Annotated in this window: 20 protein-coding genes, 1 pseudogene and 1 riboswitch; of the genes and pseudogenes, 10 read left to right on the top strand and 11 right to left on the bottom strand. The window is 70.1% G+C overall.

The genetic code is table 11. The features are described from left to right. Nucleotides 1-22: 22 nt before the first annotated feature. The 9 genes from BJ988_RS17350 to BJ988_RS17310 form a co-directional block, all read right to left on the bottom strand. Nucleotides 23-1,075: a TRAP transporter substrate-binding protein gene (locus BJ988_RS17350; RefSeq protein WP_179659132.1), complete on the bottom strand. Its 1,053-nt coding sequence runs from the start codon at nucleotides 1,073-1,075 to the stop codon at nucleotides 23-25. 49 nt (nucleotides 1,076-1,124) lie between these two features. After that, on the bottom strand, nucleotides 1,125-2,420 hold the full coding sequence (locus BJ988_RS17345) for a TRAP transporter large permease (RefSeq protein WP_179659131.1): 1,296 nt from the start codon (nucleotides 2,418-2,420) through the stop codon (nucleotides 1,125-1,127). 17 nt (nucleotides 2,421-2,437) lie between these two features. Beyond that, the gene (locus tag BJ988_RS17340; RefSeq protein WP_179659130.1) at nucleotides 2,438-2,953 is read right to left on the bottom strand and encodes a TRAP transporter small permease; all 516 of its coding nucleotides are present in this window, start codon (nucleotides 2,951-2,953) and stop codon (nucleotides 2,438-2,440) included. Next, nucleotides 2,950-4,158, bottom strand: coding sequence for a hypothetical protein (locus BJ988_RS17335; protein ID WP_179659129.1), 1,209 nt, complete (start codon nucleotides 4,156-4,158; stop codon nucleotides 2,950-2,952). The genes BJ988_RS17340 and BJ988_RS17335 overlap by 4 nt, the downstream gene beginning before the upstream one ends. Before the next feature lie 138 nt (nucleotides 4,159-4,296). Further along, on the bottom strand, nucleotides 4,297-5,556 hold the full coding sequence (locus BJ988_RS17330; protein ID WP_179659128.1) for a glucarate dehydratase family protein: 1,260 nt from the start codon (nucleotides 5,554-5,556) through the stop codon (nucleotides 4,297-4,299). Beyond that, complete coding sequence (locus tag BJ988_RS17325; RefSeq protein WP_179659127.1) at nucleotides 5,553-5,948, bottom strand: universal stress protein; 396 nt, start codon at nucleotides 5,946-5,948, stop codon at nucleotides 5,553-5,555. Before BJ988_RS17325 ends, BJ988_RS17330 begins: the two co-directional genes overlap by 4 nt. A gap of 12 nt (nucleotides 5,949-5,960) precedes the next feature. Beyond that, nucleotides 5,961-7,499, bottom strand: a complete 1,539-nt coding sequence (locus BJ988_RS17320; protein ID WP_179659126.1) for a tripartite tricarboxylate transporter permease — start codon at nucleotides 7,497-7,499, stop codon at nucleotides 5,961-5,963. A 12-nt stretch (nucleotides 7,500-7,511) separates the two neighbouring features. Next, the gene (locus BJ988_RS17315) at nucleotides 7,512-8,042 is read right to left on the bottom strand and encodes a tripartite tricarboxylate transporter TctB family protein (protein ID WP_246321515.1); all 531 of its coding nucleotides are present in this window, start codon (nucleotides 8,040-8,042) and stop codon (nucleotides 7,512-7,514) included. Between the two features lie 41 nt (nucleotides 8,043-8,083). Further along, entirely contained in the window at nucleotides 8,084-9,079 is a 996-nt protein-coding gene (locus BJ988_RS17310) for a tripartite tricarboxylate transporter substrate binding protein (RefSeq protein ID WP_179659124.1), read from the bottom strand. Between the two features lie 154 nt (nucleotides 9,080-9,233). Here BJ988_RS17310 and BJ988_RS17305 point away from each other — a divergent pair, with 154 nt between their 5' ends. Beyond that, nucleotides 9,234-10,145 (top strand): LysR family transcriptional regulator, encoded by a 912-nt coding sequence (locus BJ988_RS17305; protein ID WP_179659123.1) that lies wholly within the window; start codon nucleotides 9,234-9,236, stop codon nucleotides 10,143-10,145. A 432-nt stretch (nucleotides 10,146-10,577) separates the two neighbouring features. Here BJ988_RS17305 and BJ988_RS17300 read toward each other — a convergent pair whose 3' ends face one another. Then, nucleotides 10,578-11,840: an HNH endonuclease signature motif containing protein gene (locus BJ988_RS17300; protein WP_179659122.1), complete on the bottom strand. Its 1,263-nt coding sequence runs from the start codon at nucleotides 11,838-11,840 to the stop codon at nucleotides 10,578-10,580. Nucleotides 11,841-12,403: 563 nt separating this feature from the next. On the opposite strand from BJ988_RS17300, the gene kdgD reads away from it, so the two are divergent. From kdgD to BJ988_RS17280, 4 genes are read left to right on the top strand one after another with little or no spacing between them, the layout of a single operon-like run. After that, entirely contained in the window at nucleotides 12,404-13,318 is a 915-nt protein-coding gene (gene kdgD, locus BJ988_RS17295) for a 5-dehydro-4-deoxyglucarate dehydratase (protein WP_179659121.1), read from the top strand. A 38-nt stretch (nucleotides 13,319-13,356) separates the two neighbouring features. Beyond that, nucleotides 13,357-14,850, top strand: a complete 1,494-nt coding sequence (locus tag BJ988_RS17290) for an aldehyde dehydrogenase (NADP(+)) (protein ID WP_179659120.1) — start codon at nucleotides 13,357-13,359, stop codon at nucleotides 14,848-14,850. Continuing rightward, nucleotides 14,847-16,187 (top strand): enolase C-terminal domain-like protein, encoded by a 1,341-nt coding sequence (locus tag BJ988_RS17285; RefSeq protein ID WP_179659119.1) that lies wholly within the window; start codon nucleotides 14,847-14,849, stop codon nucleotides 16,185-16,187. Before BJ988_RS17290 ends, BJ988_RS17285 begins: the two co-directional genes overlap by 4 nt. Nucleotides 16,188-16,227: 40 nt before the next feature. Then, nucleotides 16,228-17,028 carry a TSUP family transporter gene (locus tag BJ988_RS17280; RefSeq protein ID WP_179659118.1) on the top strand — a complete coding sequence of 267 codons (801 nt, stop codon included), beginning with the start codon at nucleotides 16,228-16,230 and terminating at the stop codon, nucleotides 17,026-17,028. Nucleotides 17,029-17,067: 39 nt separating this feature from the next. Here BJ988_RS17280 and BJ988_RS17275 read toward each other — a convergent pair whose 3' ends face one another. Next, the gene (locus BJ988_RS17275; RefSeq protein ID WP_179659117.1) at nucleotides 17,068-18,234 is read right to left on the bottom strand and encodes an ABC transporter substrate-binding protein; all 1,167 of its coding nucleotides are present in this window, start codon (nucleotides 18,232-18,234) and stop codon (nucleotides 17,068-17,070) included. Nucleotides 18,235-18,338: 104 nt separating this feature from the next. After that, nucleotides 18,339-18,540, top strand: a riboswitch (cobalamin riboswitch). Nucleotides 18,541-18,596: 56 nt separating this feature from the next. On the opposite strand from BJ988_RS17275, the pseudogene BJ988_RS30550 reads away from it, so the two are divergent. The 5 genes and pseudogenes from BJ988_RS30550 to bluB form a co-directional block, all read left to right on the top strand. Further along, nucleotides 18,597-18,785 (top strand): annotated as a pseudogene (locus BJ988_RS30550) (nitrite reductase); the annotation flags it as partial. 699 nt (nucleotides 18,786-19,484) lie between these two features. Continuing rightward, nucleotides 19,485-20,093: a precorrin-8X methylmutase gene (locus BJ988_RS17265; protein WP_425490921.1), complete on the top strand. Its 609-nt coding sequence runs from the start codon at nucleotides 19,485-19,487 to the stop codon at nucleotides 20,091-20,093. Further along, a complete protein-coding gene (gene cobJ / locus BJ988_RS17260; protein ID WP_179659116.1) occupies nucleotides 20,090-21,832 on the top strand; it encodes a precorrin-3B C(17)-methyltransferase in 1,743 nt (580 codons plus the stop codon). Before BJ988_RS17265 ends, cobJ begins: the two co-directional genes overlap by 4 nt. Beyond that, nucleotides 21,829-22,578, top strand: coding sequence for a precorrin-4 C(11)-methyltransferase (gene cobM / locus BJ988_RS17255; protein WP_343051662.1), 750 nt, complete (start codon nucleotides 21,829-21,831; stop codon nucleotides 22,576-22,578). The genes cobJ and cobM overlap by 4 nt, the downstream gene beginning before the upstream one ends. Beyond that, nucleotides 22,578-23,195 carry a 5,6-dimethylbenzimidazole synthase gene (gene bluB / locus BJ988_RS17250; RefSeq protein WP_179659115.1) on the top strand — a complete coding sequence of 206 codons (618 nt, stop codon included), beginning with the start codon at nucleotides 22,578-22,580 and terminating at the stop codon, nucleotides 23,193-23,195. Before cobM ends, bluB begins: the two co-directional genes overlap by 1 nt. Nucleotides 23,196-23,332 lie beyond the last annotated feature (137 nt).

The raw sequence follows: 23,332 nt of genomic DNA, 5'->3' as shown, positions 1-23,332 counted from the left end.
GGTTGGGTGGGGAGATGCGGGATCAGGCGGTGCGGAGCTCTTCGACGGCGTCGAGGTACTCGCCGAGCTTGGCACCGTGCTTGTCGATGACCGACTTGGTCGCCTCGCGCCAGGGGGCGAGGTCGCTGATCTCGTTGATCGTGACCCCTTCGCCGCGCAGCTTCTCGAGGTCGGTCTCGACCTGGGCATCCCACTTCTCGCGCTGGAACGGGGCGGCCTCGTCGGCAGCCTTCTGCAGGGCCTCCTGGTCCTTGGTGTCGAGCCCGGCCCAGGTGTCCTTGTTGATGAGCAGCACCTCGGCGACGCGCATGTGCCGGTCGAGGGTGTAGTTCTTCGCGACCTCGTAGTGGGAGGCGGAGAGGTAGGACGGCTCGTTGTTCTCGGCACCGTCCAGCAGCCCGCTCTGCAGCGAGCTGTAGACCTCGCCGTAGTCCATCGGGGTGGGGGAGCCGCCGAGCGCCTTGATGAAGTCGATCTGCACCTGCGACTCCTGGACCCGGATCTTGAGCCCCTTGACGTCCGTCGGTGCCTTGATGGGCTTCTTGGAGGTGTAGAAGCTGCGGGCACCGGGGTCGAAGTAGCCCAGACCCTTGAAGCCGGCACCGTCGACCTCGCCGAGCAGCTTCTTGCCGCTCTCGCTCTCCAGGAAGCGCCACAGGTGGTCGGCGTCGTCGAAGAGGTACGGCAGGCTGAAGAGCCCCATCGCGGGCACGAACTCGCCCATCGGGGCCGAGCTGATCCGGGTCATCTCGATCGAGCCCATCTGCACCTGCTCGATGGCGTCGGACTCCTCGCCGAGCTGGGCGTTGGGGTAGACCTGGATCTTGATCCGGCCGTCGCTGTACTTCTCGGCCAGCTCGGCGAACTTCTTGTCGCCCAGGGTGGTCGGGTAGTCGTCGGGGTGGGTCTCGGCGAGCTTGAACGTCTTCGACTCTCCGCCGCCACCGCCGCTGCCGGCGAGAGACCCGCCGCCACACGCGCTGAGGGCGAGACCGCCGGCGACGGCCGCGGCGCCGAAGGCCCCGGCTTTGAACAGGGAGCGCCGGGCGACCGGTCTGGGGGATGCGGTGTTCATGGTTGGTTCCTTTCGATGGTGACTACTTGACCGAGCTCATTGACCCGACTCATTGACCGAGTGCATCGGGAAGGGCGAGGGAGAAGAACGGGACGTACGTGATCAGCATCAGGACGATGAGCATCGGGATCAGGAAGAGGCAGACCGTCTTGATGACGTTCTCGATGGTCGTCCGTCCGATCGCGCAGCCGACGAAGAGGACGTTGCCGACCGGCGGTGTGATCAGGCCGATGGCCAGGTTGAGGACCAGCATGATCCCGAACTGGACCGGGTCCATGCCGAGCCCGGTGGCGACCGGCAGCAGGATCGGCGTCATGATCACGATCAGTGGCGCCATGTCCATGATCGCGCCGAGCGCGAGCAGGAGCAGGTTGATCAGCAGCAGCACCACGACGACGTTGTCGGAGACGCCGAGCAGTGCGTCGGTGGCCAGCGCCGGCACCTGCAGGAAGGCCAGGAAGTAGCCGAAGGCGCCCGCCGCCGCGATGATGAACAGCACCACGCCGAGGGTGCGCAGGGCGCTCTGCAGGATCGGGACCATCGCCTTGAGCGGAATGTCGCGGTAGACGAAGAAGGTCAGGATGAAGGCGTACAGGCAGGCGATCGCCGCCGACTCGGTTGCGGTGAAGAGGCCGCTGAGGATGCCGCCCAGGATGATCACCGGCATCAGCAGGCTGAGCAGCCCGTCGCTGACGATCTTGGGGATGTCCTTGAGCGGGACCAGTTCCTCCTTCGGGTAGCCCCGCTTGACCGCCAGGATGTACGCCAGGGTCATCAGCGATGCGCCTAGGAGGATGCCCGGGATGATGCCGGCGGTGAACAGGGCGCCGATGGAGACGCCGCCCGCGGCCATGGAGTAGATGATCAGGTTGTGGCTCGGCGGGATCATGACCGCCTGGGTGGCGCCCGAGACGGTGACCGCGACCGCGTAGTCGGTGTCGTAGCCGCGCTTCTTCATCATCGGGATGGTCACCGAGCCGATCGCGGAGACGTCCGCGACCGAGGAGCCGGACAGGGCCCCGAAGAAGGTGCTGGCGCCGATGTTGACCATCCCGAGACCGCCGCGCACCCAGCCGACGAGCAGGCCGGCCAGTGCGATCAGGCGGCGGGAGATGCCGCCGGCGCCCATGATCTCGCCGCCGAGGATGAAGAACGGGATGGCGAGCAGCGCGAAGGTGTCGAGGCCGGCGACCATCCGCTGGCCCACGATGGTCAGCGGCAGGCCGATGTAGAGGGCTTCGAAGATGGCGGCGAGGGCGAGGGCGAGGGCCACCGGGATGCGGAGCAGGATCAGGACGGCGAAGCTGCCCAGAAGGATCGTGATGGCAAGCGGGTCGATAGGCATTGTGAGGGACTCCCGGCTCAGTCGATCTCGGCGGACTCGGCGTACCGCTGGGTGCTGATGCCGAAGGCCTGGAGGACGGTGTAGAGGATGAGCATGGCGCCGGCGACCGGCATCATGATGTAGAGGACGCTGCGGGGGAGGCCGGTGCCGGGCAGGGTCGCCGCCTGGGCGTCGACGACGAACTGGCTGCCCTGGACGATCAGGAAGAGCCCGAACGCCAGCAGCAGCCCCTGCACGACACGGTCGATCACCGCCTGGAGCGTCGCCGGGAACCTGTCCACCAGGAAGGTCACCGCGATGTGGGCGCCCTCGCGGAAGCCGATCGTGGCGCCGAGGAAGCCGATCCAGACCAGCAGGATGCGGGCGCTCTCCTCGCTCCAGCTGGGGGAGTTGCTCAGCAGTTCTCGGCTGAACACCTGCCAGAGCACGATCAGCAGCGTGGCGATCAGGCACAGGATGCTGAAGATCTCGAAGACCGTGTCGACAGCGCGCCAGGTGCGCCTGAAGGTTCCGTTCTCGTTGTGTGCGTTCATTCCGAAAGTCCGTCCTCGTCGCGGCGGTGGTGGGGGACCTCGGTCGCCTCGGCGAGCAGGTGCTGCCTGTCCGCGCCTGCCAGACCGAGGTGGTAGAGGTGGATCTGGTCGATCCCGGCATCGACCAGTGCCCGCACATGTCCACCGAAGGTGTCCTCGGTGGTGGGCGGGAGAACGGTGACGTACGCAGCGGCGACCGCCTTACCGTCGACGGCCTCGGCCAGCCGGCGCGCGGTCTGCACCGAGGCCTCGGTGGTCGGCCAGCAGGCGGCGATGACGACGTCGACGTCGTCGGCGGCGGTCGGGGTCAGGCCCGGGTTGGCGCCGGTGGCCCAGGGGTCGGGCTGGGCGTGCAGGGCGACCTCGACGACATCGGGGGCGGCTTCGCGTACGGCCGCGATGACGCGGTGGCGGAGCTCGTCGGCAGCGGCGTGGCGGGAGGCGAGGATCGTGTCCAGGGCCTCGGCGTCCACTGTCGCGTCGGCGGCGTCCGCGCCGGTCGCGGCACGCAGCGCCGCGACGGTCGCGTCGGCGTCCAGCCCACGGCCTGCCCAGTCCTCACGGCAGCCGGCGCAACAGCAGATCGAGAGCAGCTGCTGGGTCGCGGCGTCGTAGGCACCGTCGGTCTTCTCGTGGTGTCCGCCGTGGCCGAAGCCGAGCTGACCGCACGCCTCCAGGATGACCGTGGAGGTGGGAGTGTCCCGGACTGCCTCGGCGGCCAGGGTCTCCGCGTAGCGGCGGACGTCCTCGTGGCGGGCGCACAGGGCGTAGGGGTAGGGCTCGCCCCAGCAGTTGACGACCGCGAGGTCGGGGTTGGCCTCGCCGAGGCGGCTGGAGTGGGTCAGCACGATCCAGGCGGCGACCTCGAACCCGGCGTCGGTCAGGATGGCGGTCGCCTCGCCGTAGGGGTCCTCCGTGGCGACCCAGGTCGCCGCGGGCGGCACCAGCCGGGCGCCGTCCCACGCCTCGGCGCGCACCGGGCGGTAGAGCGCCGCGCTGCGGGCCTCGACGATCCGGTGCTCGGGGTGGAGCGGGGTCGCGGCGCGGGTGGTGTGGTAGGCGGCGGCGAGGGCGACCCTGGAGACGCCGAGGGCCCGGGCGCGAGCTGCGAAGGTGGGATCGCCGACTACGTCCCAGGGATAGGCGTAACCGACGACCGGAACCGGCGGTATCGCCTCGGTCTCGCCTGCATCGATCTGTGTCACCGGTGGTTGCTCCTGGCTCGTCGTTCTGTGACCGGGCCCACTTGTGGCCCTGGTCACAGGAGACTGTCAGGATTGGCGATTCATGTCCAAGCCACATATCGCATTAGACGATACTGTGAAGGTATCGTCACCCGGGGGTCACCAGCGTGACGTGTTCGGGGTGAATCCTGGCTCGATGGAACGCATGTAGACGGTGTCCTCCCGGCGGCGTACGCCGCAGCCGAGGTACTGCTCGTGCAGCTCGCCGAGCAGGTCACGGTCCAGCTCCACACCCAGCCCCGGGCCGGTCGGCACCGTGATCGCGCCGTCGTCGAAGTCAAGCACGCCGGAGCGTACGACGTCCTGGGTCTTCCATGGGTAGTGGGTGTCGCAGGCGTAGGTCAGGTTGGGGGTCGCGGCGGCCAGCTGGACCATCGCGGCCAGCGAGACGCCGAGATGGGAGTTGCTGTGCATCGACAGGCCCATCCCGAAGGTGTCGGTGATGCCGCCCAGCAACGCCGAGCGGCGTAGCCCACCCCACAGATGGTGGTCGGAGAGCACGATCTGGACCGCGTCGGCCGCGATCGCCGGTCTGAGGTGCTCGAAGGCGATCACGCACATGTTGGTGGCCAGGGGTACGTCGGTGCGGGCCGCGACCTGTGCCATGCCCTCGATGCCGGGGGTGGGGTCCTCGAGATACTCCACGACGCCCGCCAGCCGCTCAGCGACCCTCACCGACGTCTCCGGGGTCCAGGCGCCGTTGGGATCCAGGCGCAGCGGGAGGTTCGGGAAGGCGTCGCGCAGCGCCTCGATCGCGGCGCACTCCTGGTCGGGATCGAAAACCCCACCCTTGAGCTTGAGCGAGCCGAAGCCCCAGCCGTCGACCATCCGTCGTGCCTGGGCGACGATCTGGTCGGGACTCAGGGCCTCGCCCCACTCGTCGTCGGGCTCGCCGGGGTGGCCGGCCCACTTGTAGAAGAGGTAGCCGCTGAACGGCACGCGGTCGCGCACCGCGCCGCCGAGCAGATCGCTCACCGGGCGACCGGCCTCGCGGGCGACCAGGTCGAGGCAGGCGACCTCGAAGGGGGAGTAGACGGTGTCGACCGCGGAGGAGACGTCGAGCATGCCTCCGAAGGAGGCACCGGCGCCGCCGGTCTCCTTGCCGAGCACGTCGACGACGAGCCGACGCAGGGCGTTGGTGTCGTAGGGATCGGAGCCGGGGAGCGCCTGGGCGACGGCGTCGAGCCGGGCGAGGTGGGTCTCGTCGGCGTACGTCTCCCCGAGACCGAGCAGGCCGGTGTCGGTGTGGAGCTCGACGATCGCGCGCAGCGCCCACGGCTGGTGGACGCCGACCACGTTGAGCAGCGGCGGGTCGGCGAACGCGACCGGCGTGATGACGACCTTGGAGATACGACTCATGCGGTGGGCTTGACCGCGAGGACCGGTACGCCGGCGTCGAGCAGGATGCGCTGGGCGTCGCTGCCCATCAGGGCCTTGCCGACCGGGGAGCGGCGGCGCAGGCCGATCACGATCAGCCGGGCGCCGGTCGAGGCGACCAGCGCGTCGAAGGTCTCCACGATGTCGGCGCCGTGCGTGGTGTGGTCGACGCGGGCGCTCACCCCGGCCTCGGCGGCGCGGGCGACGAGCTCCGCATCAGCGTCGTCGTCGACGAGACGGGCATCGACGGGGGCGCCGCGGCGCGGGCTGTTGACGATCACGACGTCGTCGCCGCGTGCGGCCGCCTCGGCCAGGCCGGCCTCGAGTGCTGCCTCACCTACCGGGGTGGGTACGTAGCCGATCAGGATGGTCATGGTGTGCCTCTCTCAGCGGGTCGGGGTGTCGACGTCGTCCCGCTCGGACGGAGCCGGGGCGGCGGTGGCGGCCTTGCGCCGGGTCAGGATCGCCTTCGCGACCGGCCAGAGCGCGACCAGGACGAAGGCCGCCAGGATGGTGCCCGAGATCGGCCGGGTGAAGAAGCCGGTCGGGTCGCCGTCGAAGATCAGCATCGAGCGGCGGAAGCCGTCCTCCACGATCGAGCCGAGGACGAAGGCGAGCACCATCGGGCCGGGCTCGAAGCCGACCTTCTTCATCAGGTAGCCGATCAGGCCGAAGACGATCATCACGAAGATGTCGAAGGTGGAGTTGTTGATCGTGTAGACGCCCAGGATCGTGATGAGCGCGGTGATCGGGGCCAGGATCGCCGGGCGCACCCGCAGGATGCGGACGAAGATGCCCACCAGCGGGATGCTCAGGATCAGCAGGATCAGGTTGCCGATGTACATCGAGTTGATGACGCCCCAGAACAGGTCCGGGCGCTCCTCGACCAGCTGCGGACCGGGCGAGATGCCGAGGATCAGCAGGGCACCGAAGAGCATCGCCATCGAGGCGTTGGCCGGGATGCCGAGGGTCAGCAGCGGGATGAACGAGGAGGTCGCGGCAGCATTGTTGGCGGTCTCGGGGGCCGCGACGCCCTCGATGGCGCCACGGCCGAAGCGCTCGGGGTGCTTGGAGATGCGCTTCTCCGTGGCGTACGCGGCAAGGGAGGACATCACGGCGCCGCCACCGGGCAGCACGCCCAGGACGAAGCCGATCAGCGAGCCGCGGCCGATGGCGCCGGAGGACTGCTTGATGTCCTTGCGGGAGGGCCAGATGTTGGTGACGACGGCGGGGACGTGGGGCTTCCCGTGCCGCTCCTCGAGGTTGTAGAGGATCTCGCCGACACCGAAGAGACCCATCGCGACGACCACGAAGTCGATGCCCTCGGTCAGCTGCAGGCTGCCGAAGGTGAAACGCTCGGCGCCGCTGAAGCTGTCGCGGCCGACAGTGGCCAGCAGCAGGCCGAGCGCGGCGGCGATCATCGCCTTGAGCTTGTTGCCGTTGCCGATGGTGGCGACCAGCAGGACGCCCAGCAGGGCAAGTGCGGCGTACTCCGGGTCACCGAAGTTGAGCGCCCAGCCGGCGATCAGCGGAGCCACCAGGGTCAGGCCGAGGATCGAGACGGTCGCGCCGACGAAGGAGCCGATCGCGGCGATGCCGAGGGCCGTCCCGGCCTTGCCCTGCTTGGCGAGGGCGAAGCCGTCGAAGACGGTGACGACCGACGAGGCCTCGCCCGGCAGCCGGAGCAGGACCGAGGTGATCGTGCCGCCGTACTGGGCGCCGTAGTAGATGCCGGCCAGCATGATGATCGCGGAGACCGGGTCGATGCTGTACGTGATCGGCAGCAGGATGGCGATCGTGGCCGCCGGCCCGAGGCCGGGGAGTACGCCGATGAGCATGCCGATGAGCACGCCGACCAGGCAGTAGAGCAGGTTCTGCGGTTCGGTGACGAGCGCGAAGCCGTCGAGGAATGCATTGACGTCCACTGGGGGCTCCGCTCAGAACAGGTGGGGCAGCGGGATGCGCAGCCCATAGAGGAACAGGAAGTAGAACGCGGCGACCGTGAGGACCGAGGTGATGATCGTGCTGCGCCAGGTCTCGCCGCCGAGGAACCTCAGCCAGACGACGCACAGCAGCAGCGACGGGATCTCGAAGCCGATCACGGGCATCAGCATGGCCAGCACGATGAAGGTGACCAGGCCGACCGCGGGAAGCACGCTGGAGCGGGTGAACTTCTCGCTGTCGCTCAGCCCGCGGCCGACGACGAGCAGCGCCGCCGCCATCAGGGCGATCGCGATGCTGACCACGAACGGCCACATGCCGGGGCCTGGCTGGCGCAGCGATCCCATGCCGTAGCCGTAGGAGAGGACCGCGCCGCCGATGCCGACGACGAGAGCGACGAGCGCACCGATCACCTGGTAGGCCGGTCCGCCCGCAGGAGGTCGCTCCTCCTCCAGGTCGTGGGCCACCTCGGCCTGGATCTCGGCCAGGATGTCCTGGTCAGGAGCTGGGGTACGTTCGTCGCTCATTCTCATGCCTTCGTCGTGTTTTCCGCCGTGCCGGGTGCTGCTCAGCCCTGGCCGAGGTCGAGACCGTACTGCTCGACCAGGTCGGCGAACCGCTTCTTGTCCTCCTCGAGCTGGGTCACCACCTCGTCGCCGGAGATCTCCATCGGGGTGAGGCTGTTCTGCTTGTTGAAGGCCTGGTACTCCTCGGTCTTGAACGTCGCCTGCATCGCCTCGGCGATGGCGTCCTTGACGTTGTCCGGGGTGCCCTTCGGGACGGTCATGAAGCGGTACTGCGCGACCTCGACGTCGAGGCCCTGCTCCTTGGCGGTCGGGACCTCAGGAAGGTACTCGACCCGCTCGGGGCCGAAGACGCTGAGCGGGGTCAGCTTGCCGGACTCGATGTTCTCGATCGCCTCGCCGACCTGGATGCAGGCGGTGTCGACCTGGTTGCCGAGCACCGCGGTCAGTGCCGGGGCGCCACCGTCGAAGGGCACGGCCTCGGCCTCGACGTCGGCGGAGGCGTAGGTCAGGCCGCAGGAGAGCTGCGCGCCGGTGCCGACACCGGTGGTGCCGTAGGTGACCTTCTTTTTCGCGGCCTTGATGTCGTCGAGCGTCTTGAAGCCGCTCTTCGGGCCGGTGACCATGACGTAGTCGTCGCGGGAGACGCCCTGGACCACGTCGAAGTCGGCGAGATCCGTGGCCTCGTCCTCGCTGACCGCCAGCGGCGTGATGGCGAAGAGGGAGGCGTTCTGGATGGCGATGGTCTGACCGTCGGCCTTGGCCTTCGCCACCTTGTTGGCGGCGAGCGCGCCGTTGGCGCCTTCCTGGTTGATCACCGGGAAGGAGGCACCGAGCTCGTCGGAGAGGCCCTTGGAGACGGCCCGGCTGATCAGGTCGCTGGACCCACCGGCCGACGCACCGACGTACATCTCGACGTTGCCGGCGGGATACTCCTCGCCGTCACCGCTACCACCGGTCGTGTTCGAGACACCACAGGCGGAGAGGGCCAGGGCCGCGACGCCGGCAGTCGCGGCGAGAAGGTGGTTGGTCGTGCGCATCGTTGCTCCTAGATCCAGGTGGTCGGGCGGGTTTGTGGCAATGGGGTGGCCCGACGTCGTGTGATCACCGACACTAAGAGTCTCAGCGATACCGGTCCAAGCCCGTTTCGGCATTGAGTGTTCCACCTGACGCATCGTGGTCTACCCTGGCGAAATGATCACCCTCGACCAGGTGCGTTCTTTCGTCGCGGTCGCCGAGGAACTCCACTTCGGTAGGGCGGCCGAGCGGCTCCGGATGACCCAGCCACCGCTGTCGCGACAGATCCAGAAGCTGGAGAAGGCGGTCGGCGCGCAGCTGCTCGAGCGCGACAACCGCCGGGTCGCCCTGACCGGCGCCGGAGCCGCCTTCCTCGACGAGGCCTACCGGATGCTCAACCTGGTCGAGAGCGCCGGTGACCTGGCCCGTCGGGTCGACGCGGGCGCCGCCGGTGTGGTCCGGCTCGGTTTCACCGCGGTCTCGGCCATCTCGATCCTGGGCCCCCTGCTGCGCCGCCTCACCGTGGAGGTCCCGGATGTCGAGGTGCGACTCTCCGAGCGGGTCACGCTCGCCCAGGTAGACGGCATCCGCCACGGCGAGATCGACATCGGCCTGGCCCGCCCGCCCTTCGACACCGAGCTGCTCTCCTCGCGAGTCATCTCCCGCGAGCCCCTGATGGCCGTGCTGCCGCAGGGACACCGGCTCGCCGAGCTGGACCGGCCGCTGACCCCGCAGGACTTCGAGGGCGAGCCCGTCATCGGCTACCACCCCCAGCAGTCGCGCTACTTCCACGAGCTCTCCGTACGCTTCCTCGCCAACGCCCACCCCCGCATCGAGCAGCGAGTCCACCAGGTCCTCACCGCCATGCTCCTGGTCTCCGCCGATCGTGGCGTCGGCTTCGTCCCGGTCTCGGCCAGCTCGCTGCACGTCGAAGGCGTCGTCTTCCGTCCCATCGAGCACGGTGGCGGGGACACCCGCCTGGACAAGGACCCCGAGCGGCCGGTCGAGCTGCATGCGATCTGGGCGCGGGGGTCTGTGAGTCCGGTTGTACGGCGGGTGCTTGATGCGATCATCGAGATGAATCGGTAGGGGCTGTGGGCCCTCTGTGAGGGCTTCGTGTGCTGGCCGTCTTCGTTGGGTTGGGCCGCCGACCCGTTGTGGATGGTGTTCTCGCCGTATCCCGGAGTCAAGGACGGCCTTCGGCCGCCGGCTTCGCCGGCCGCTGTCGCGGTCCTTGACACCGTGATCCGGCGAGAAATTTGGCTGGCTATCGGGTCGGCGGCGGGGTGTGGCGCAGCGGATTTCGGGTTGGGTACGGGATTGGGATCGGGGGCCGGCCGGTTCTGCCAGGGGAGGTTTGCGGGGCGCTGTACTAGACGATGACACCTTGTGAATCGTTCGCAAGGGGGCGCTCCCGTGTCTTGCTGGAGGTCGCCGGGTCGTCGGCTAGGACAGAGGGCCCGACCTTGTGAATGTTTCACAAGGTCGGACCGGCAGACAGGGGCAGGCCCGGGCGCGCGCTCAGACGCGACGACTGAACCGGATCCGCCCATCCGGGAGGCGTTCATAGTCGTAGTTGGGGTCGTGGATCCGGCGATGATCGCTCGGACACAACAACACCATGTTCGCGAGATCGGTTCCGCCGCCTTGAGACCACGGTTTCAGATGATGGGCCTCGGTCCAGGCCGCTGGTGCATCACAGTCCTCAGCCTGGCAGCACTTGTCCCGTAGCCGGAGTGCTCGGTGTTGGACCGGGGGCGCCAGGCGGGTGGTGCGACCGAAGTCGAGGATCTCGGAGTCTGTGCCGAGGACGACGGGGATGAGGTCGGCGTTGCAGGCCATCCGGCGGGCCTCGGCGGCGGTGATCTTGTCGCCGTCGAACCCGAACGCAGCGGTGCCGAGATCCTTGCGGAGGTCCTCGACGTCCATGGTGATGAACACCGTGGTCGCGTGGCCACCATGGCGGGGGAGCTGGTCGACGTCGTAGGTCTCAACGATCCGAGCGAAGGCCTGGCCCAGCAGCCGGTCATACGGTGCTTTGCGGCCCCGGTCCTCGGCAGAGAGCTTCCTCGGCTGAGCCAGGGAGTCCAGGACGGTGCGCAGCCTCATCCCGACCGCGTAGGAGACCCGGGCGTGGATATCGACGGTGCCGTCGCCGTTGGCGCGGGATTGAAAGAAGGTGCGCCGTTGGGCGTGTTCTTCCTCCCGGTGGAGGGCTTTGGCTTCGGCGGCCTCGAACCGTTCGGGGTCGACCTCGACCAGGATCCGTTTCCCGATGTTCTTGAGGTCGTCGGCGGTCAGCTCGGTGGCGTAGTCGACCAACAGCTTCTCCGCGTAGGCCAGGTCATCAGCAGTGGCGGTCGGGTCTGCTTCGACCGCCTCGAGGGCCTTGGTGATCACCCGGGCCTTGTCCTGGGACACGACACCCTCGGCGAGGCTGGCAGCGACGAGCTCGTACTTCGCGACACCGGCAGCCAGTTTCACCTCAGCGCGGCCGATCTTCTTGTCGACGAGGAGCTCGGTCAGCATCCACCCCGAGGCATCTTTCGCGCCGGTCTCTTCGGCGATATCACCGGCAGTAGCGAGGATCCGGAGCTTCAGCGCGGCCTGCTTGGCCTGGATGATCTCCAGGCGCTTCAGCCGGTTCTTCTTTTCGCCGGTGCGCCAGTAGGCGGGGTCCCTAGCGAGCAGGTTGTCGAGGGAGGATTCGAGGGCAGCGAGCTCTGCGTCGATGGGGTCCACGGGGTTGGTGCCCCAGTGGTTGATCTCGTGCTCGAGACTCATCGCCGCCCTCCTCTCCCGTGTGTTCAGAGGCGTGTCGTGGTGGGTCTGATTCTACTCCTTTCGACCGCTCGATTCTACTTATATCCGCAGGTCAACCGCTGTTTTCGCGGTGAGCGAACGGCCTCGGTCCTGTGGATGGTAAGTGGCCCGGAGGACCACCCTCCCACCCCACGAACAGCACCGTTCCGAAGCGAGACTTCGCTGCGCCACACCCGGGTCGGCGGCCCTGTCCGGCCTTCGGGTGGGACGTTCCGGCAGGGAACTGTGTTGGTCTCGACACGCCTCCGCCTAGCGGCTCCGGCGGCTCGACCAGCGGGGCGAGAGAGATCTCGACAAGCTCGACCAGCGGGGCGAGGGGGTCTCGACCAGCTCGACCACCGGGGCGAGGGGGTCTCGACAAGCTCGACCACCGGGCCGTGCTGTCTCAACGAACTCACGCCTAGACCCCCCGCGATGCCCCACACGCATCACGAGATTCAAATTCGGGCTTGGACAGGCATCGCCGAACGTTCATAACGTGATGGGCACCACTTCTGCCTCACAACACCTGAAGGACGTGACTCGTGACCGAGTACAGCCCGACCGACCTGGCCGCCCAGCTCAAGAGCGGGCTTCTCTCGTTCCCGGTCACTCACTTCACCGATGACCTGCAGTTCGACGAAGCGAACTATCGCAAGCACTTGAGCTGGCTGGCCGAGTACCCCGTCGCAGGCCTCTTCGCGGCCGGCGGGACAGGCGAGGGCTTCTCGCTGACCTTGGAGGAGACCGACCGGGTCGTGCGCGCGGCCGTCGACGAGGTGGCCGGCGCGGTTCCCGTCCTGGCGCCGGCGACGGGCAGCACCTCCAACGCCATCGCACAGGCGAAGGCGGCGGAGGCCGCCGGTGCCGATGGTCTGCTGCTGATGCCGCCCTACCTCACCGAGGCGGGTCAGGACGGCCTGGTCGAGCATGCCAGCCGCGTCTGTGAGGCCACCGGTCTCGGCGTGATCGTCTACAGCCGCGCCAACGCGGTCCTGCACGACAAGGCCGTCGCGCAGCTCGCCGACCGCAACCCCACGCTGATCGGCTTCAAGGACGGCGTCGGCAACATCGAGCAGATGACCCGCACCTACGCCCGCGTCGGCGACCGGCTCACCTACATCGGCGGTCTGCCGACGGCCGAGACCTTCGCGCTGCCGCTGCTCCAGCTCGGCGTGAGCACCTACTCCTCGGCGCTGTTCAACTTCGCGCCGAAGTGGGCGATCGAGTTCTACGATGCCGTGCGGGCCCAGGACCGCGACGAGGTCTACCGTCGTCTCAACGAGTTCGTGATCCCGTACCTCGACATCCGTGACCGCACGTCAGGCTATGCCGTGTCGATCGTCAAGGGTGGGCTGGCCGCGACCGGTCGACCGGCCGGCCCGGTCCGACCGCCGCTGACCGACCTGCGCGAGGACGAGGTCGCCGAGCTGCGCGACCTCGTCGCCCGAATCTCCTGACGCCGACCTCCCTAGAACCAACCCGATAGGAAGGGACCATGAGCTACCGCTCGATCATCGCCGGAGCCGACTCCGAGCAGCCCGACGTCACCACCGCCACCACCGCCGCAGCCGAGGCGTTCGCCGGCTACCGCGCGACGACCCCCGAGGCACGCGCTGACTTCCTCGAAGCCGTCGCCGACGAGATCGAGGCGTCCCGTCCCGAGATCGTCGAGGCAGCCGTCGCCGAGTCACACCTGCCCGAGGGCCGGATCAGCGGCGAGGTCGGCCGCACCACCGGCCAGCTCCGGATGTTCGCCGGCGTCGTGCGACGCGGTGACCACCTCGGCGTACGCATCGACCCGGCGCTTCCCGACCGGACCCCGCTCCCGCGGGCCGACATCCGTCAGCGCCAGATCCCGCTGGGCCCGGTGGCGGTCTTCGGCGCCAGCAACTTCCCGCTCGCCTTCTCGACCGCCGGCGGCGACACCGCCTCGGCGCTCGCCGCGGGCTGCCCGGTGGTCGTGAAGGGCCACCCGGCGCACCCGCTCACCGGCTACCTGGTCGCCCAGGCCGTCACCCGCGCCGTCCAGAATGCCGGGCTGCCCGTCGGCACCTTCTCCTACCTCCTCTCCACCGACTTCAAGGCCGGCATCGAGCTCGGCCAGACCCTGGTCGTCGACCCGCGGATCAAGGCCGTCGGCTTCACCGGCTCCCGTGGTGGCGGGCTCGCGATCGCCGCGGCCGCCGCTGCCCGGCCCGAGCCGATCCCGGTCTACGCCGAGATGTCCTCGATCAACCCGGTCGTCGTCCTCTCGGGCGCTCTTGACGGTGACGTCGACGCGCTCGCCACGGCGTACGTCGGCTCGCTCACCCTCGGCGCCGGCCAGTTCTGCACCAACCCCGGCCTGCTCTTCCTCCCGAAGAGCGAGGCCGGCGATGCCTTCTTGGCCGCAGCCGGCCGCGCCACCGCCGAGGCCGTCGGCGGGACCATGCTGACCTCCGGCATCGCCAGCGCCTACGAGAAGGGCATCGCGACGCTCCGCGCCACCGACGGCGTCACCGTCGTCGGCGAGGGCAAGGCAGGCACTGAGGACGCCCCCGCACCCCAGATCGTCGAGGCCGCCCGCCTCGACGGCGTGACCGACGAGATCTTCGGCGCCTCCGGCGTCGTGATCCGCTACGACTCCGTCGAGGAGCTGCTGCCCAGCCTGAGCTCCCTCGAGGGCCAGCTGACCGCGACGGTCCACGCCACCGACGCCGACGACGAGGCCGCCGCTCAGGTCGTCTCCGCGCTCGAGCTGAAGGTCGGCCGGATCCTCTTCAACGGCTGGCCCACCGGCGTCGAGGTCGGCCACGCGATGGTCCACGGCGGCCCGTTCCCGGCCACCTCAGACTCCCGCACCACCTCGGTCGGCAGCCTCGCGATCGAGCGCTTCCAGCGTCCGGTCGCCTACCAGGACGTCCCCACGGCGCTCCTCCCGGAGGCCGTACGCGACGACAACCCGTGGCACCTCGCCCGCCGGATCGACGGCGAGCTCCAGCTGCCATGACCGCCAGCACCACCACTGTGCCCACCATTGGCAAGATCGAGGTCGTCCCCGTCGCGGGCCACGACTCGATGCTGCTCAACCTCAGCGGCGCCCACGCGCCGTTCTTCACCCGCAACATCGCGATCCTCACCGACTCCGAGGGCCGCGAGGGCGTCGGCGAGGTCCCCGGCGGCGAGCCGATCCGACGCACCATCGAGGAGGCCGCCGAGCTGCTCGTCGGCCAGCCCGTCACCCGCTACCGCAGCCTGCTTCGGCAGGTGGCGGAGCGGTTCGCCGACCGCGACGCCGGCGGCCGCGGAGCCCAGACGTTCGACCTGCGTACGACCGTCCACGCCGTCACCGCGCTGGAGTCCGCGCTCCTCGATCTCGCAGGTCAGGCGCAGGGTGCGCCGGTCGCCGAGCTGCTCGGCGACGGTCAGCAGCGCGACAGCGTACCGATGCTCGGCTACCTCTTCTACGTCGGCGACCCCGACAAGACCGACCTGCCCTACCTGCGTGAGACCGAGGCTGCCGACGACTGGGACCGCGTCAGGAGAGAGGTCGCACTGACCCCCGAAGCGGTCGTACGCCTCGCCGAGGCCGCCCAGGCCCGCTACGGCTTCACCGACTTCAAGCTCAAGGGCGGCGTCCTCCCCGGTGAGGAGGAGGTCGCGGCGGTGACAGCCCTCCACGAGCGCTTCCCCGACGCCCGGATCACCCTCGACCCCAACGGCGGCTGGCTGCTCGCCGACGCGGTCCGGCTGCTGAAGGGCAAGGACGACGTGCTCGCGTACGCCGAGGACCCCTGCGGCGCCGAGGGCGGCTACTCCGGGCGCGAGATCATGGCCGAGTTCAAGCGCGCCACCGGGCTGCGTACGGCGACCAACATGATCGCCACCGACTGGCGCCAGATGGCGCACGCGATCCGCACCGACGCCGTCGACATCCCGCTGGCCGACCCGCACTTCTGGACCATGTCCGGCTCCGTCCGCGTCGCCCAGCTGTGCCACGACTTCGGACTGACCTGGGGCTCCCACTCCAACAACCACTTCGACGTCTCGCTGGCGATGTTCACCCACGTCGGCGCCGCGGCGCCGGGGGAGATCACCGCGCTGGACACCCACTGGATCTGGCAGGACGGCCAGGGGCTGACCGAGTCACCGCTGCAGATCCGCGACGGTGCCATCGAGGTCCCGACCGCCCCCGGCCTCGGGATCCGGCTCGACCGCGAGCGGGTCGCGGCCGCCCACGAGCTCTACCTCGAGCACGGCCTCGGCGTACGCGACGACGGCGTCGCCATGCAGTACCTGGTGTCGGGGTGGACCTTCGACCCCAAGCGCCCGTGCCTGGTCCGTTGAGCGCTGAGCTCTGGGCTGGGGCTCCGCGGACGTCGGCCCGGTGAACGCCGAGCTCGCCTGGCTCCTGCTCGCCGGCATCGGCGCCGGACTGACCGGCTCGGTGGCCGGTCTGGCCTCGCTGGTCAGCTACCCCTCCCTGCTGGCCGCGGGCCTGCCGCCGGTCGTCGCCAACGTCACCAACACCGTGGCGATGTTCGGCGTCACCGGCGGCACCATCGCCGGGTCGCGCCGCGAGCTCCGCGGCCAGGGCAGGAGGATCGCCTGGCTGGGTCTGGCCTCGTTCCTCGGCGGCGCGGTCGGCGCGGCTCTGCTGCTCACCACGCCGGCGGAGGCGTTCGAGGCGATCGTGCCCTGGCTCGTCGGCAGCGGCGCCGTCCTCCTGCTGCTCCGTGACCGGATCAGGGGGTGGGCTGCTGCAAGGGGGTCTCGACAAGCTCGACCACCGATCGACGCCCTACCGCCAGACGGCGCAGGCAGGCGTACGTTGGCGCGCGGCTTCGGGTGGGGCGTGATCGTCTTCGTGCTCGGCATCTACGGCGGCTACTTCGGCGCGGGTGTCGGCATCATCGCGCTGGCCGTTCTCGTGCTCGAGCGCGCCGAGGCGCTCGCGATCACCAACGCCGTCAAGAACGTCGCGACCGGCGTCGCCAACGGCACCGCGGCGATCGCGTACGTCTTCTTCGCTCCTGTCGACTGGCCTGCCGCGATCGCCTTGGGGCTGGGGGCGGTGATCGGCGGCTTCCTCGGCCCCGGGATCGTCCGGGTCGCGCCCGAGCGTCCGCTGCGCTGGCTGGTCGGGCTCGCCGGGCTCGGTCTCGCGCTGCACCTGGCGACCAGCTAGCGACCAGCTAGCGACCAGCTAGCGCGCAGCTAGCCGAGCTCAATCGCTGGTCGAGCCGATCTTGCGCAGCACCACGTTGCGGTGGCCGTCGGGGCCGCCCTTGACCACGCGCAGGAAGTAGGGCTGGTCCGGGTTGTTCTTGGGGTCGAAGGACCAGTTCCCACGCGGGCTGGCGATGGTGCCGACCGACCCGAGGGAGTCGGCGATCTCGTTGCGGTCGACGTCGTCGGAGAGCGCGAGAGCCTTGTCGAGTGCAGCCGCCGCGTCGTAGGCCTGCACCGCGTAGACCGTCGGAGCGGCGTCGTACGCCTCGCGGTAGTCCAGCACGAAGGCGGCGTTGGCCAGCGAGTCCGTCGCGGCGCTGTAGTGCAGCGCGGTCCGCACCCCGGTGGCGGCGCCGGCCAACGTGGTCAGGACGTCGCCCTCGGTGAGGAAGCCGGGACCGTAGAGCGGGATCTTCCGAGCCGTGCGGGACCCGCGGTAGGCCCGCACGAACGCCTCCGCCTGCTTGCCGGCATAGGCGGCGTAGATGGCGTCCGCGCCCGACTTCGCGGCCTCGTCGAAGAGGCCGGACCACTCCCGGGACGTGCCGGACGACGTGTATCCCTGGCCCGAGATGGTCCCGCCCGACGCCTCGACGGCGATCATGAAGCTGTCGGCGAGCTCGTGCCCGGTGGCGTCGTCGGAGGCGATGACGTACGCCGAGCCCCGGTCGGTGTCGACGGCGACCGCCTTCCCGAGCGAGCCGCCCAGGCCCGAGTTGGTCGAGGACGTCCGCCACAGATAGTCGGAGCCGTCGGCGAACCGGTCGGCCCCGGCGCCGGTGACGATCAGCGGCGTCTCGTTGGCGGTCGCGACGGACTTGGCCGCGAGCGCCGTCTCCGAGCCGACCAGCCCGACGACCGCATGGACCTCGTCCTCCTCGATCAGCTTGGCGACCGCGGCGACCCCGGTCTGCACGTGGTTGCCCTCGTCGGCCTCGACGACGTCCACAAGCCTGCCGCCGAGCCTCCCGTCGTGCTGGTCGAGGTAGAGGTCGAAGCCACGGGTCATGTCGGTGCCGATCGACTCGTGCACCCCGGAGGCCGGGACCACCAGGCCGATCGAGACCTTCGACTCCGAGCTCGAGGCGCACCCGGCGAGGCCGAACGTGAGCGATGAGACGGTCACGAGAACGAACAGCTGCCGGTTGGCCGATCCGGTCACGGGAGACTCCATCTGTGGGAGGACGCGGAGCAGATTCCGAGTAGCCGAAGATTGCCACAGACCCCGGCCTGACAGCGAGCAATTCGTCGCGATGTCCCCAAGTGGGTAGTCTCGCCCTGCCAGTCGTACTCCATGCCTGATGGGGTCAGGGAACCCGGTGCAAGTCCGGGACTGACGCGCAGCGGTGAGGATGACGGGCGGGGCACGCTCTTCTTCGGGGGAGCAGTCACTGGAGCCTGGCTCCGGGAAGGCGCTCCGCTCCGATCGATTCCGAGTCCGAAGACCTGCTGGCTCTGGCGGCGCCCGCCGCCAGGTCACCACGTGCCCCGCGCAAGGGCACATGACGCAGAGCAGGTGTCCCGATGACGCGAGTCCGAACCGACCGGTGCCCGGGAGTCGGCCGTCCGTGGCCGGCAGAGGACGGCCTGCTGGTGCGGCTGCGCCTGATCGGCGGGTCCGTCTCCTCGTCGGCGCTGCTCTCGCTCGTCTCCGTCGCCGAGCGCCACGGCGACGGCAAGGTCTATCTCACCGGCCGCGCGAACCTGCAGGTCCGCGGCCTCCCCTCGGTCGACGGAGCCCTCCCGGGTGAGGTGCTCACCGCGCTGAAGGCGACCGGCCTGGTGCCGGCGCAGACCCACGAGCTCGTACGCAACGTGATGGTCTCCCCGCAGACCGGGATCGCCGGGGGCCGGGCCGACCTGCGCGGCGTCGCCGCGTCGCTGGACCGGCTGCTGTGCGGCTCGTCCCGCCTGGCCGCGCTCCCGGGACGGTTCCTCTTCGTGCTCGACGACGGTCGCGGCGACCTGGTCTCGCGCGAGTGCGACCTCGGCCTGGTCGCGCTGTCCGCCACCGAGGCTCAGCTCCGGGTCGGCGAGGCGTGGGGGCCCGTCGTACCGATCACCGAGGCCGCGCCCCGGCTGGTCGCGCTCGCCTCGCGCTTCCTGGACGTACGCGGTGAGGGCCCCTCGGCGCCCTGGCACGTCGCCGAGCTCCAGCAAGCGGAGGTCGAGCTTGTCGAGACCTCTGAACCCGACCCGCGAGTCCCGCCGCCCATCGATCCACTCGCCTTCGGGTTCGTGCCCGGCGGCGAGCACATCCCTGCCCCTGACGGAGCCCTGGACCGAGCCGCGATCGAGGCGCTGGCGGAGCAGGCCCCGGCCGTCGTGGTGACACCGTGGCACGGCGTGCTCGTACCCTCACCGCGGCTGCGCCCGACCCGGCGTTACGACTACATCGACCAGGGCCCGGCGATCTACGTCGACTCCTTCGCGACCATTCGGCGAGAGGCCGACCTCTCCGCGGTGCCGGCCGACGCCGAGCGGCTCGCGGTGCGGATGATCCACGGCAGCGGGCAGGTCGATCTCGCCTCCGACCTGGTCATCCACCCCGACCTGGTGAAGGCCGCGCGGGGTGCGCTGGAGGCCGGTGCCCCGATCCTGTGCGACGCGACGATGGTCGCGACCGGGGTCACCCGCAGCCGGCTACCGCGCGACAACGAGGTGCTCTGCATGCTCGGCGACGACCGGGTCCCGGCGCTCGCCCGGGAGTGGGGGACCACCCGCACCGCGGCCGCGCTGTCGCTGTGGGAGTCCTACCTGGAAGGTGCCGTGGTCGCCATCGGCAACGCCCCGACGGCGCTCTTCCACCTGCTCGAGATGATCCTCGACGGCGGTCCGCGGCCGGCCGCGATCGTCGGCTGCCCGGTCGGCTTCATCGGCGCCGCCGAGTCCAAGGAGGCGCTGGCCGCCTTCGCCGACGAGCACGGGATCGACATCCCCTTCGTCACCGTCCGCGGCCGCCGCGGCGGCTCCGCGATGACCTCGTCCGCCCTCAACGCACTCGCCCAGGAGCAGGAATGACCACCGAGGTACGCGGCCGGTTCAGCGTCGTCGGCATCGGCCCGGGCGACCCCGAGCTGATCACCCTCAAGGCCGCCCGGCTGATCGGCGTGGCGCCGGTCGTCGCCTACCACGCGGGCGTGCGCAAGCAGTCCCACGCCCGCCGGATCGCGTCCTCGCTGATCCCCGCCGACGCGATCGAGGAGGAGCTGCGCTACCCGGTCACGACCGGGACCACCTCGCACCCGGGCGGTTACGTCGGAGCGATGGCCGAGTTCTACGAGTCCTGCGCGGTCCGGCTCTCGGCCCACCTCGACGCCGGCCGCGACGTGGTCCTGCTCGCCGAGGGCGACCCGCTCTTCTACGGCTCCTCGATGTATCTCCACGACCGGTTCAAGGAGATCTACCCGACCGAGGTGGTGCCGGGCGTACCCGCCTTCGCGGCCGCCACCGCCGCCGTCTCGACGCCGCTCGTGCGTCAGACCGACGTCCTCACCGTCCTGCCCGGTACACTGCCCGAGCCCGAGCTCGCCCGACGCCTCGCCGACACCGAGGCCGCCATCATCATGAAGCTCGGCCGCACCTTCCCCGCGGTCCGCTCCGCGCTCGCGGCTGCCGGACGGCTGGACGGCGCCTGGTACGTCGAGCGTGCCTCGCAGCCCGAGGAGCGCTGGCTCCCGGTGGCCGACGTCGACCCGTCCTCGGTGCCCTACTTCTCCCTCATCGTCGTCCCCGGCGACACCGCCCCGACCTCCGCCGGCCGGACCTCCGCCGCCCCCGCCGCCACCGCCTCCGCCGTCCCCGCCGCCACCGTCGGTCGAGCCACCGCCACCACCGCTGGTCGAGCCGCGAGCGCCAGCGAGCGTGTCGAGACCAACACAGTCCCCTCTGCGCTCGATTCGACCCTGTTGGTCTCGACACGCCTCCGCCTAGCGGCTCCGGCGGCTCGACCGACGGGGGCCTGGGCGGCGGCTGAGTCTGCCGAGTCTGTCGAGGCGACGCGCGGGGGCGTCTCGACAGACCCGGTCTCCGGGGAGGTGCTCGTCGTCGGACTTGGGCCGGGACCGGATGGATGGCTCACCCCCGAGGTCTCAGCCGCCCTGGCCGAGGTCGGCCACGTCGTCGGCTACGCGCCCTACGTCAACCGGGTGCCCCAGCGCGAGGGCCTGCAGCGACACGCTTCGGGCAACACGGTCGAGGTAGACCGGGCCCGGCACGCCCTGGACCTGGCGAAGGCGGGGGAGAAGGTGGCCGTCGTCTCCGGCGGTGACGCCGGGGTCTTCGGGATGGCGTCGGCCGTCTTCGAGGCCGCCGAGGACGCGGCCTATGCCGACGTACGCATCCGGGTGCTGCCCGGGGTCAGCGCCGTCCAGGCGGTGGCCGCGCGGGCGGGCGCGCCGGTCGGTGCCGACTTCGCGGTGATGTCGCTCTCTGACCGGCTCAAGCCGTGGCCGGTCGTCGAGGAGCGGCTGCGCGCGGTGGCCGCCGCCGACCTCGTACTGGCCATCTACAACCCGGCCTCGCGCTCGCGCACCGAGCAGATCGGCACCGCCCGCGACGTACTCCTGGAGCACCGCGAGCCCGACACCGTCGTGGTCGTCGGCCGCGACGTCGGGCGGGCCGAGGAGTCGCTGACCGTGACCACCCTCGGCGAGCTCGACCCGGCCTCGATCGACATGAAGTGCCTGGTCATCGTGGGCGCGAGCTCGACGCGGGTGACCGCGGCCGGACAGGTCTGGACGCCGAGGTACGTCAGGTGACCGACCAGACCGTCCACTTCGTCGGAGCCGGCCCCGGCGCGGCCGACCTGCTCACCGTCCGCGCGACGAGGATGCTCGCCGCCGCTGACGTGGTGCTCTATCCGGGCACCTACCTGGACCCCGAGGTGCTGGCGCACTGCAGCCCCGAGGCCGAGCTGGTCGACACCCAGAAGCTGGACCTGGACCAGATCGTCGCCGCGATCGTCGCCGCACACCGCGGCGGCAAGCAGGTCGTCCGTCTGGTCTCCGGCGACCCGTCGGTCTACTCGGCCGTCGCCGAGCAGACCCGGCGGCTCGATGCTGCCGAGGTGCCGTGGGACGTGACTCCCGGTGTACCGGCCTACGCGGCGGCCGCCGCACTGGTGGGTCGGGAGCTGACCGTGCCGTTGGTGGCCCAGTCGGTGGTGCTCACCCGCACCCAGGCCCGGTCGACGGCGATGCCGGAAGGGGAGTCGCTGGCCGCGTACGCCGCGACCGGTGCCACCCTCGTGCTCCACCTCGCGATCCGGCGCACCCGCGAGCTGATGGCCGAGCTGCTGCCCTACTACGGACCACAGTGCCCGGTCGTGGTCGTCTACCGCGCCAGCCAGCCCGACGAGCTGGTGTTGCGCGGGACGGTGGCGACGATCGCCGAGGCGGTCGAGGACGCGGGCCTGCGGCAGGCCGCAGTCATCCTGGCCGGGCCCGCGCTGGCCCGCGACGGGGGCGAGTCGTTCCTCTACGACGCGGCCCGGGAGCGTGCCTGATGGACCTGTACGACGCGATCAACCGCCGCCGCGACACCCGTGCGGAGTTCACCGGCGGACCGGTCGACCCCGAGGTGCTCCAGCGGGTGCTGTCGGCCGCGCACGCGGCGCCGAGCGTCGGGATGACCCAGCCGTGGGACTTCGTGCTGGTGCGCTCGGCCGAGACCCTGCGTACGTTCCGTGAGCACGTCGCCACCGAGCGAGAGGTCTTCGCGTCCTCACTGGCGGGGGAGCGGTCCGAGACGTTCTCGAAGATCAAGATCGAGGGGATCTGCGAGTCGGGCCTGGGTGTGGTCGTCGGTTACGACCCGACCCGCGGCGGCTCCCACGTCCTCGGCCGCCACGCGATCGCCGACGCCGGCCTCTACTCGACCGTCCTCGCCATCCAGAACCTCTGGCTCGCCGCCACCGCCGAAGGTCTCGGCGTCGGCTGGGTCAGCTTCTACCGCGAGGAGTTCCTGCGCGACCTGGTCGGCCTGCCCGACCACGTACGTCCCGTCGCCTGGCTCTGCGTCGGCCCCGTCGCTGACCTCCCCGACGTCCCCGACCTGGAGCGCTTCGGCTGGCGCCACCGCTCCGCGCTCTCGACGGTGGTGCACGAGGAGAGATTCAAGTAGGCGGTCGGATCAAGGCGGGAAGGCCAGTCTTACGCCACTTTCGGCCAGAAAGTGGCGTAAGGGCGGACGGTGAGCCACGGTCTCCTGCGCACGGAATAGTCGACGCGATCGCCGAGCCGTCGCGGTACGCCCGGATG

The organism is Nocardioides panzhihuensis (assembly GCF_013408335.1).
In the GTDB taxonomy this organism is placed as follows: domain Bacteria; phylum Actinomycetota; class Actinomycetes; order Propionibacteriales; family Nocardioidaceae; genus Nocardioides; species Nocardioides panzhihuensis.
Note: the sequence above shows the minus strand (reverse complement) of the source record. Positions and strands in the feature narration are given on the sequence as shown.

Excerpts from the sequence above, each read along its gene's own strand:
- BJ988_RS17330 (WP_179659128.1), bottom strand. The coding sequence starts at position 5,556 with ATGAGTCGTATCTCCAAGGTCGTCATCACGCCGGTCGCGTTCGCCGAC.
- BJ988_RS17300 (WP_179659122.1), bottom strand. The coding sequence starts at position 11,840 with ATGAGTCTCGAGCACGAGATCAACCACTGGGGCACCAACCCCGTGGAC.
- BJ988_RS17350 (WP_179659132.1), bottom strand. The coding sequence starts at position 1,075 with ATGAACACCGCATCCCCCAGACCGGTCGCCCGGCGCTCCCTGTTCAAA.
- BJ988_RS17315 (WP_246321515.1), bottom strand. The coding sequence starts at position 8,042 with ATGAGCGACGAACGTACCCCAGCTCCTGACCAGGACATCCTGGCCGAG.
- BJ988_RS17290 (WP_179659120.1), top strand. The coding sequence starts at position 13,357 with ATGAGCTACCGCTCGATCATCGCCGGAGCCGACTCCGAGCAGCCCGAC.
- BJ988_RS17285 (WP_179659119.1), top strand. The coding sequence starts at position 14,847 with ATGACCGCCAGCACCACCACTGTGCCCACCATTGGCAAGATCGAGGTC.
- BJ988_RS17305 (WP_179659123.1), top strand. The coding sequence starts at position 9,234 with ATGATCACCCTCGACCAGGTGCGTTCTTTCGTCGCGGTCGCCGAGGAA.
- BJ988_RS17325 (WP_179659127.1), bottom strand. The coding sequence starts at position 5,948 with ATGACCATCCTGATCGGCTACGTACCCACCCCGGTAGGTGAGGCAGCA.
- cobJ (WP_179659116.1), top strand. The coding sequence starts at position 20,090 with ATGACCACCGAGGTACGCGGCCGGTTCAGCGTCGTCGGCATCGGCCCG.
- BJ988_RS17310 (WP_179659124.1), bottom strand. The coding sequence starts at position 9,079 with ATGCGCACGACCAACCACCTTCTCGCCGCGACTGCCGGCGTCGCGGCC.
- BJ988_RS17345 (WP_179659131.1), bottom strand. The coding sequence starts at position 2,420 with ATGCCTATCGACCCGCTTGCCATCACGATCCTTCTGGGCAGCTTCGCC.
- BJ988_RS17340 (WP_179659130.1), bottom strand. The coding sequence starts at position 2,953 with ATGAACGCACACAACGAGAACGGAACCTTCAGGCGCACCTGGCGCGCT.
- bluB (WP_179659115.1), top strand. The coding sequence starts at position 22,578 with ATGGACCTGTACGACGCGATCAACCGCCGCCGCGACACCCGTGCGGAG.